Here is a 7,021-nt window from a genome sequence, read left to right as displayed (position 1 = left end):
TTTACCATTCAATTCGAGGAACGTATTCCACAGGCGTAACCTAAACCCTGTTTACACAAAAATTCGGACAGCCCCAACGTCATGAGTTCCACCATTACTTTGGGAAACTCACAACTAAGCCTGACCACGGCAGAGCGCCATGAACTGCGCAGCATTCTCAATGCGCAGCAGTAACGGATATCCACCAGTGCCTAACTGGGTGTTGCAGGGGCCGCGCCCACCACAGCACGCTTCGGCCACGCTAATCGGGCGACCCTGAACTTGGGCGTCAGGCATCGGGAATGATGTCTGTCCGTAATGCTGTGTAAACCAGTCGTTTTCCACCCATCTGTCGAAAGACAGCGTTGGCCGAGACTGTAAGGCTCATCTTTCCGGCCACTCACTCACTCAGCCATATCTAACAAAATCGGCCAACCAACGCATCACCCGCCACCACTCGTCCAGATACCCGATGCAGCCCATGCGGCCAACCTTGCGCCCTCCTGGCCTGCACACCAACCATCCCACCAACCTCCTGCCAACCGCCGCGCCATCGCGTATGCTGTCGGCGTTCCTTTGATGGTGCATACCGATGACGCAAGCGCTTCGCTTGGCCGCGCTGGCCCTGTGGCTGGCCAGCCTGCTGTGGCCGGCGGCGATTTCGCCGCACGGCGATACGCTGCTGGGTATCCAGCTACTGGCTAGCGGCACGCTGCTGTTGGCGGCGTGGCTGCCGGTGACTTTGCTAGGCTCTCCGTGGCTGTGGCTGGGGGTGCTCAGTAACGGGCTGATGCTGGCCGAGCTGCGCCGCCAGCGGCAGCCACTGCGGCCCACTACCGGCCTGGGCGCGCTGCTGCTGTTGCTGGCGGTGGCGGTACATAACGTGATGCTGATCCGGCCGCTGGTGGCGCTGCTGCCCAGCCTGCGGCTGCACGGCGCGTATTACCTGTGGGCGGCGAGCTTTGTGTTGTTGGCGCTGGCGGCGGTAAGCGAGCACCCGGCGCTGGCGCGTGGGGTGCTGTGGCGCAGTGTGCTATTGCTGGCGATCGCGCTGCTGACCGGCGTGGCCGGTGTGGTAGCGATCGTGCTGTGGCATTGACCAAGCTTGGCCGCATGCTGGCTCCGGCTTGGCTATACCGCCAGCGGCCAGCGCAGCCGCCACCCGCTGCTCAGAAGGCACTTTGCACGGGTGGCGCCCCACAGGCCCGCTGCGTGCGGGGCTGCCCTGCTTTGATCACCCGCCGGTGCCCGGCGCGGCGGCCGTGCTACGCCGGCTGCAGCATCGGCAGCGTCAGCTGGCCGTCGTGCTGGTAGGCCCGGTTGCGGCCGGCGTTTTTGGCGGCGTACAGCGCCTGGTCGGCGTGCTGGTAGGCGCGCAGGTAGTCGCTGCCCCCGTGCAAGGGGCTGATGCCGATGCTGAGGGTGAAGTCGCCGCCCTGCCCGGCTATGGCTTGCTGCAGCTGGCGGATGAAGTTGGCCGCACGCTGCGGGCTGCCGTGTAGCAGTACGGCCAGCTCGTCCCCGCCCAGGCGGCCGGCCAGCTCGCCTGCGGCCAACTGTGCTTGTAGCAGGCTGCCCAGCAAGGCCAGGGTGCGGTCGCCGGCGTGGTGGCCCTGGCTGTCGTTGATGTGCTTGAAGTGGTCGATATCGATCAGCAGCAACACATGCTGCGGCGGCTGGCTGTCGGGCAGTTGCTGCAATGCGTGCTCAAAGGCGTGGCGGCTGGCCAGGCCGGACAGGCTGTCGGTATTGGCGCGCTGCGCCAGGGTGGCCTGCGTGGCCAGCAGCGCCGCTTCCAGCCGGGCGTGTACCAGCACCAGATCGGTGAGGCTGCGCATGATGGACACCATCAACGACAGCAACACCACCAGCCCCACCAGCGTGTCGTGCGCGGCCACCTGCCCGGACAGCGATTGCCGGATGTCGTCGTACACGCGCCAGCCTTGCAGCGCGGCCAACAGCGCCAGGCCCCAGAGCAAGGCCCGCAGCGGCTGCGCGTAGGGGCGCGAACGCCGGGCCAGCCAAACCTGCGGCCACAACCACAATAATTGCAGCAGCGAGCTGCCGTTGACGGTGGCGCGGCGCAGCGCGACGTCGTCTACCCACAGCATGGCGGCGGCCTGCAGCAGCAAACCCACGCTGGCGATGGCGTACCCGCCCCAGGCCGGCAGCAGGCGGGCATCGTCAAAAAAGCGGCGCAGGCCGTGTTCGTACGCCAGCGGGCTAAGCGTCAGCAACAGCGTGCTGGCCAGCAGGATGGCATGGTTGGGCAGCAGGAAAAACACCAGCATCACCAGATAGGCCATGCCGAGCAGGCCTTCGCTCCAGGCCCAGTACTGGAAGCCCGGTGCCGTCTGCCGATGGCGCCAGACGTAGCGCAGCACCGCGCCCAGCCAGCTGTGCAGCAGCGCACCGAATAGCACCAGTAGCAGCATCTGCTCGTTGCTGAACATGCCTTGTCCTCCATCCCGCCCGTTCATGAACCGCCGCTATCTGATCATGCGCAGCGGGCTTTGGCGAGTAGCCAAATCAATGGCTGTGCATTTCATGCATATTCATTGAATTCAATAGCATGAATAGGATTGTCAATTACAAATAAGCGCGTGGCGCCGGCGCTGGCGGCAGGGTTTGGCCAGTATCGCCGCGCATCCTTGCGGCCAACTACACCCGCTACGCGCATGAAAAAACCCCGGTCACAGGACCGGGGTTTTGCGTTGCCGGTGGGCAAACAACCAAACGCTTAGCCGTGCAGCTTGGCCAGTTGCTTGGCGATCACGTCGTGGTTCAGCCACAGCACCGGGCCGGCCGGGTTGGCCGCTTCGCCGAACATCAGCGGGCCGGTGCCTTCCAGCACCAGCGCGCTGAGGTGGTCGGTGACCAGCGCGTTGCGGTCTTTGTGCTTGCTGGTGATGTCGTCGGAGGTGCCGATCATCACCTCGGCCAGCTCGGGGGAGTTGTCCATCGGCCAGGCGGCAAAGTCGCGGAAGGCCAGCATGGTGGCGTGGGTGTTGTAGGCTTCGATCTGCGCCAGCAGGTCGTCAATGCTGTAACCGTCTTGCAGCAGCGCGTTGCAGGCCGCCCATTGCGCCTCGGTCCACTCGCCCGGGGCTTCCTGGCGCAGCGCTTTCAGCAGCGGGAACAGCGACAGCTCCACGCCCACGAAGATGTCGGACGAGTTGGTGCGTATTTCCGGGCAGTTGAACACGGTGGCCTTCACGCCCTGCTGCCAGGCGGTACGCGCGTGGTCTTCCAGGCGTTTCTTGGCGCCGCCCTGGGTGTAGTTGGTGTAGGTCTGCCACTGGTACTGGCCGTCGATCAGGATCTCGGTGCCGTGGTAGCCGTAGGCGGTGTAGCGCACCTGGCCCCCGCTGGCTTCCAGACGCTGGCGCAGCGCGGCGCTGCCGTCGATCAGGTACTGGAAGGTGTTGGCGGTGACTTCGTCGAAGTTCATCAGGATCAGCTTGCCCAGGTCGCTGTCCAGCAGCGCACGGGACGACATGAAGCGGTCGCCACGGCCTTTGTAGATGCGGTTGGCGATGGCCAGGAACACTTTCACTTTCGGGATGCCACCGGCCATGGTGTGGGCAAAGAACACATTGCTGCCGTCGGCCACCAGCGGCTCCAGCTGGGCCATCACTTCGGCCACGCTGCTCTTGAAGCGGGCGACGCCGGCTTCACGGCAGCGTTCGATCTGCGCCCAGTCCAGCTTTTCGTCTTGCCAGTTTTTCAGGGTCAGTACCGACAGCAGCTCGGTAGGCGTCGGCTCGCCGGCCGGCGCGTCCAGGTCGAAACCGGCCATCAGCGGCACGTTGATCACCTTGCCACCAATGCGGGCTTCGGCTTCGGCCAGCTCTTCGGCATTCAGCGGACGCAGGCTGTTGTCGGCGTCGCGGCGGCCAACGGTCAGGCCGATGATGGTCATGCCGGCTGCGCGGGCTTCGTTGATCAGGCCGTTGGCGTAGCCACGGCCGAACAGCTCGCCAAACAGGACGAAAACGTCGCCTTGGCGGAAGAGTTTGCCTTGCGGGAGGTCGCGCAGAGAGGTCGGTGCGTTCACTGATCGGGTCTCGAAAGTTAGATTAATGGCTCGAATTCTAATTTGAACAGGGCGCGCTATCAAATGCGCACTGTATAGCTTGTGTAACAAAGGTTGGCCGCAAAAGCACACACCCGGCTAGCGCCGGGTGCGGAGCGGCCTGCGGCAGCAGCCGCTTACGGCGCCGGCGGGCGCAGCGATTCCTGCCGCAGCAGCGGTTCCACCAGCTCGGCCGCCATCGGCTTGGCCAGCAGGTAGCCCTGTACCTGGTCGCAACCGTGTTCTTCCAGGAAGCGCCACTGCTCGATGGTTTCCACGCCTTCGGCCACTACCTGCATGTTCAGGTTTTTCGCCATGTTGATGATGGCGCGGGTAATGGCGGTGTCGTCCTGGTCTTCCGGGATGTCGCGCACGAAGGAGCGGTCAATCTTCAGCTTGTCGGCCTTGAAGCGCTTCAGGTAGGCCAGGCTGGAGTAACCGGTGCCGAAGTCGTCGATCGACATGCGGATGCCCATCGACTGGATGGCGCGAATGGTCTGGATGGTGGCGTCCATGTCGTCCATGATCACGCTTTCGGTTACCTCCACGTCCAGGCAGCTACCCGGCAGCTGGTAGGCGGCCAAGGCGTTGCTCAGCACTTGCACCAGGTCCTGGTGGCGGAACTGCAGCGCCGACAGGTTGACGCCTACCGTTACCAGCGGCAGGCCGGCCGCGTGCCAGGCGGCAATCTGGCGGCAGGCTTCGCGGATGACCCAGTTGCCGATCTGCACGATGAAGCCGCGCTCTTCGGCCACGTCGATGAAGTGCATCGGCCCCAACAGGCCCAGCGACGGGTGGTTCCAGCGGATCAGCGCTTCGGCGCCGATGATCTTGCCGCTGGCAATGTCCACCTGCGGCTGGTAGTGCAGCACAAACTCGTTGTGCTCCACCGCGTAGCGCAGCTGGCTTTCGATGGCCAGGATCTCGCGGGCGCGGGCGTTCAGGTCGGCGGTGTAGAACTTGTAGTTGTTACGGCCGCTGGACTTGGCGTGGTACATCGCGGCGTCGGCGTTGCGCACCAGGGTGTCGAAGTCGCGCCCGTCGTCGGGGAAGATGCTGATGCCGATACTGCCGCTGATCGACAGCGTGTGGTTGTACACCTCCAGCGGCACGCCGAACTCGGCCAGGATGCGCTCGGCCACGTGGGCGGCCACGGCGGCGTCGCTGATCAGCGGCAGCAGCACGATGAATTCGTCGCCGCCCTGGCGCGCCACCACCTCGCCGGTACCCAGTACCTTGCGGATGCGTTCCGACGCCATTTTCAGCAGGATGTCGCCGGCGGCGTGGCCCAGCGACTCGTTGATGGTCTTGAAGCGGTCCAAGTCCAGCAGCAGGATGGCCAGCTTGCCGTTGTCGCGCACCGCGTTCTGGATGGCCAGCAGCGCCCGGTCTTGCAGGTGGCCGCGGTTGGGCAGGCCGGTCAGCACGTCGAAGTGGGCCAGGAACTGGATGCGCTCGTCAGCGGCCTTGCGCTCGGACTGGTCGCTGAAGATGGCCACGTAATGGGTCACTTCGCCGGCCGGGCTCTTCACCACGTTGATGGCCAGCCATTCCGGGTATACCTCGCCGTTCTTGCGGCGGTTCCAGACTTCTCCCTGCCAGAAGCCTTCCTCGCGCAGCTCTTTCCACATCGCTTCGTAGAAGTCGCTGCTGTGGCGGCCGGAGGTGAGCACGGTGGGGCGCTGGCCCAGCACTTCATCCTGGGCAAAGCCGGTGATTTCGGTGAAGGCGCGGTTGACCGAGCGGATCTGCACGTCGGCGTCGGTAATCATGATGCCTTCGGCAGTGTTCTCGAACACCTTGGCGGCCAACTGCATGCGCTCTTCGGCGGCGCGGCGCTCGGAAATATCGCGCACCATGCGCCATACGGCGGTAATGCGGCCGGCGGCGTCGCGCATGGCCACGGTCTTGACGCTGACCGGAATCGGGTTGCCGACGCGGTTGATGTACTGCACTTCGAATTCGTCGCAGAAGCCGAAGCGCATCACCTTGTGGTCCAGGTTGTAGCGCTCCTGCGGCTCGCTCTCGCGGTCCAGCAGGCTCCAGAAGTTTTGCAGTTTCAGTTGGTCGAGGCTGTAACCCAGCAGGCTGAGGAAAGCCGGGTTGGCGTCGATGATCTGCCCTTCCAGCGAGCTGATGACGATGCCGTCCAGGTTGGACCAGAACAGTTCGCGGTATTTGTTTTCGGAGCGGCGCAGCGCGTCTTCCACCTCGCGGCGGCGTTCGATATCGGCTTCCAGCGCCAGCGTTTTGGATTTCAACTCGTCGATCAGGCGCTTCAGCTCGGCGCGCATCCATTCCAGGTGCTTGCCGACGGTGCCGATTTCGTCGTGGCGGCCCCAGTGGAAAGGCTCGTCCAGCTTCAGTGCGGCCAACTGCGTGGCCTGGTCCGACAGCTGGCGGATCGGGCGCAGGAAGCGCGAGTGCAGGATGGTCATGATCAGCAGCACCGACAACAGCAGCTGCGCCACCACGATCATCAGCAGGTTCTTCAGCTGGTTGCGCTGGTCGATCGCCAAGTGCTCGGTATCGAATTCGATGCTGACCTGGCCGATGGCCTCGCCACGGTACACCACGTCTTTCTGCACGAAGGCCACGCTGCCGATACGGCGCTCGCTGCGCAGCGTAGAGAGGAACACGGTGTTGGACTGGGTGTCGGAGACACGGATGGAGATCACCCGCGGATCGTCCATCACCGATGACACCAGCGGCGCGCCGGCCTGGCGGCTAAGGTTCCACAAGGGTTCCTGCATGCCCAGCGCCACGATATCCAGCAGGCGCTTCTGGTCTACTGCCAGCTGGTTTTCCATGCGTTCGCGCTGCAGGTTGAAGCTGAGCACGGTGATGATGACCGCCGGTATCAGCAAACCCAGCACGAGCGCCATCAGGAACACCTGGCGCATAGACAAGCGCGAACCGATCAGGTAGCTGTCGAAGTTGTCTGGCTTCTGGGTCATGGAATCTTTT

Annotated in this window: 4 protein-coding genes; 1 reads left to right on the top strand and 3 read right to left on the bottom strand. The window is 64.1% G+C overall.

What is annotated here, in order from left to right; translation table 11 throughout:
• Positions 1-571: 571 nt before the first annotated feature.
• Positions 572-1,078 carry a hypothetical protein gene (locus tag FLQ03_RS14730; protein WP_144373684.1) on the top strand — a complete coding sequence of 169 codons (507 nt, stop codon included), beginning with the start codon at positions 572-574 and terminating at the stop codon, positions 1,076-1,078.
• Positions 1,079-1,244: 166 nt separating this feature from the next.
• On the opposite strand, the gene FLQ03_RS14725 is transcribed toward FLQ03_RS14730, so the two are convergent.
• From FLQ03_RS14725 to FLQ03_RS14715, 3 genes are all read right to left on the bottom strand, one after another.
• Positions 1,245-2,432 carry a GGDEF domain-containing protein gene (locus FLQ03_RS14725; protein ID WP_170252431.1) on the bottom strand — a complete coding sequence of 396 codons (1,188 nt, stop codon included), beginning with the start codon at positions 2,430-2,432 and terminating at the stop codon, positions 1,245-1,247.
• Positions 2,433-2,719: 287 nt separating this feature from the next.
• On the bottom strand, positions 2,720-4,036 hold the full coding sequence (locus tag FLQ03_RS14720; protein ID WP_144373682.1) for an enoyl ACP reductase FabMG family protein: 1,317 nt from the start codon (positions 4,034-4,036) through the stop codon (positions 2,720-2,722).
• A 155-nt stretch (positions 4,037-4,191) separates the two neighbouring features.
• Positions 4,192-7,011: an EAL domain-containing protein gene (locus tag FLQ03_RS14715; protein ID WP_144373681.1), complete on the bottom strand. Its 2,820-nt coding sequence runs from the start codon at positions 7,009-7,011 to the stop codon at positions 4,192-4,194.
• Between the last annotated feature and the right edge of the window lie 10 nt (positions 7,012-7,021).

Source organism: Vogesella urethralis, from assembly GCF_007644045.2.
In the GTDB taxonomy this organism is placed as follows: Bacteria; Pseudomonadota; Gammaproteobacteria; order Burkholderiales; family Chromobacteriaceae; genus Vogesella; species Vogesella urethralis.
Note: the sequence above shows the minus strand (reverse complement) of the source record. Positions and strands in the feature narration are given on the sequence as shown.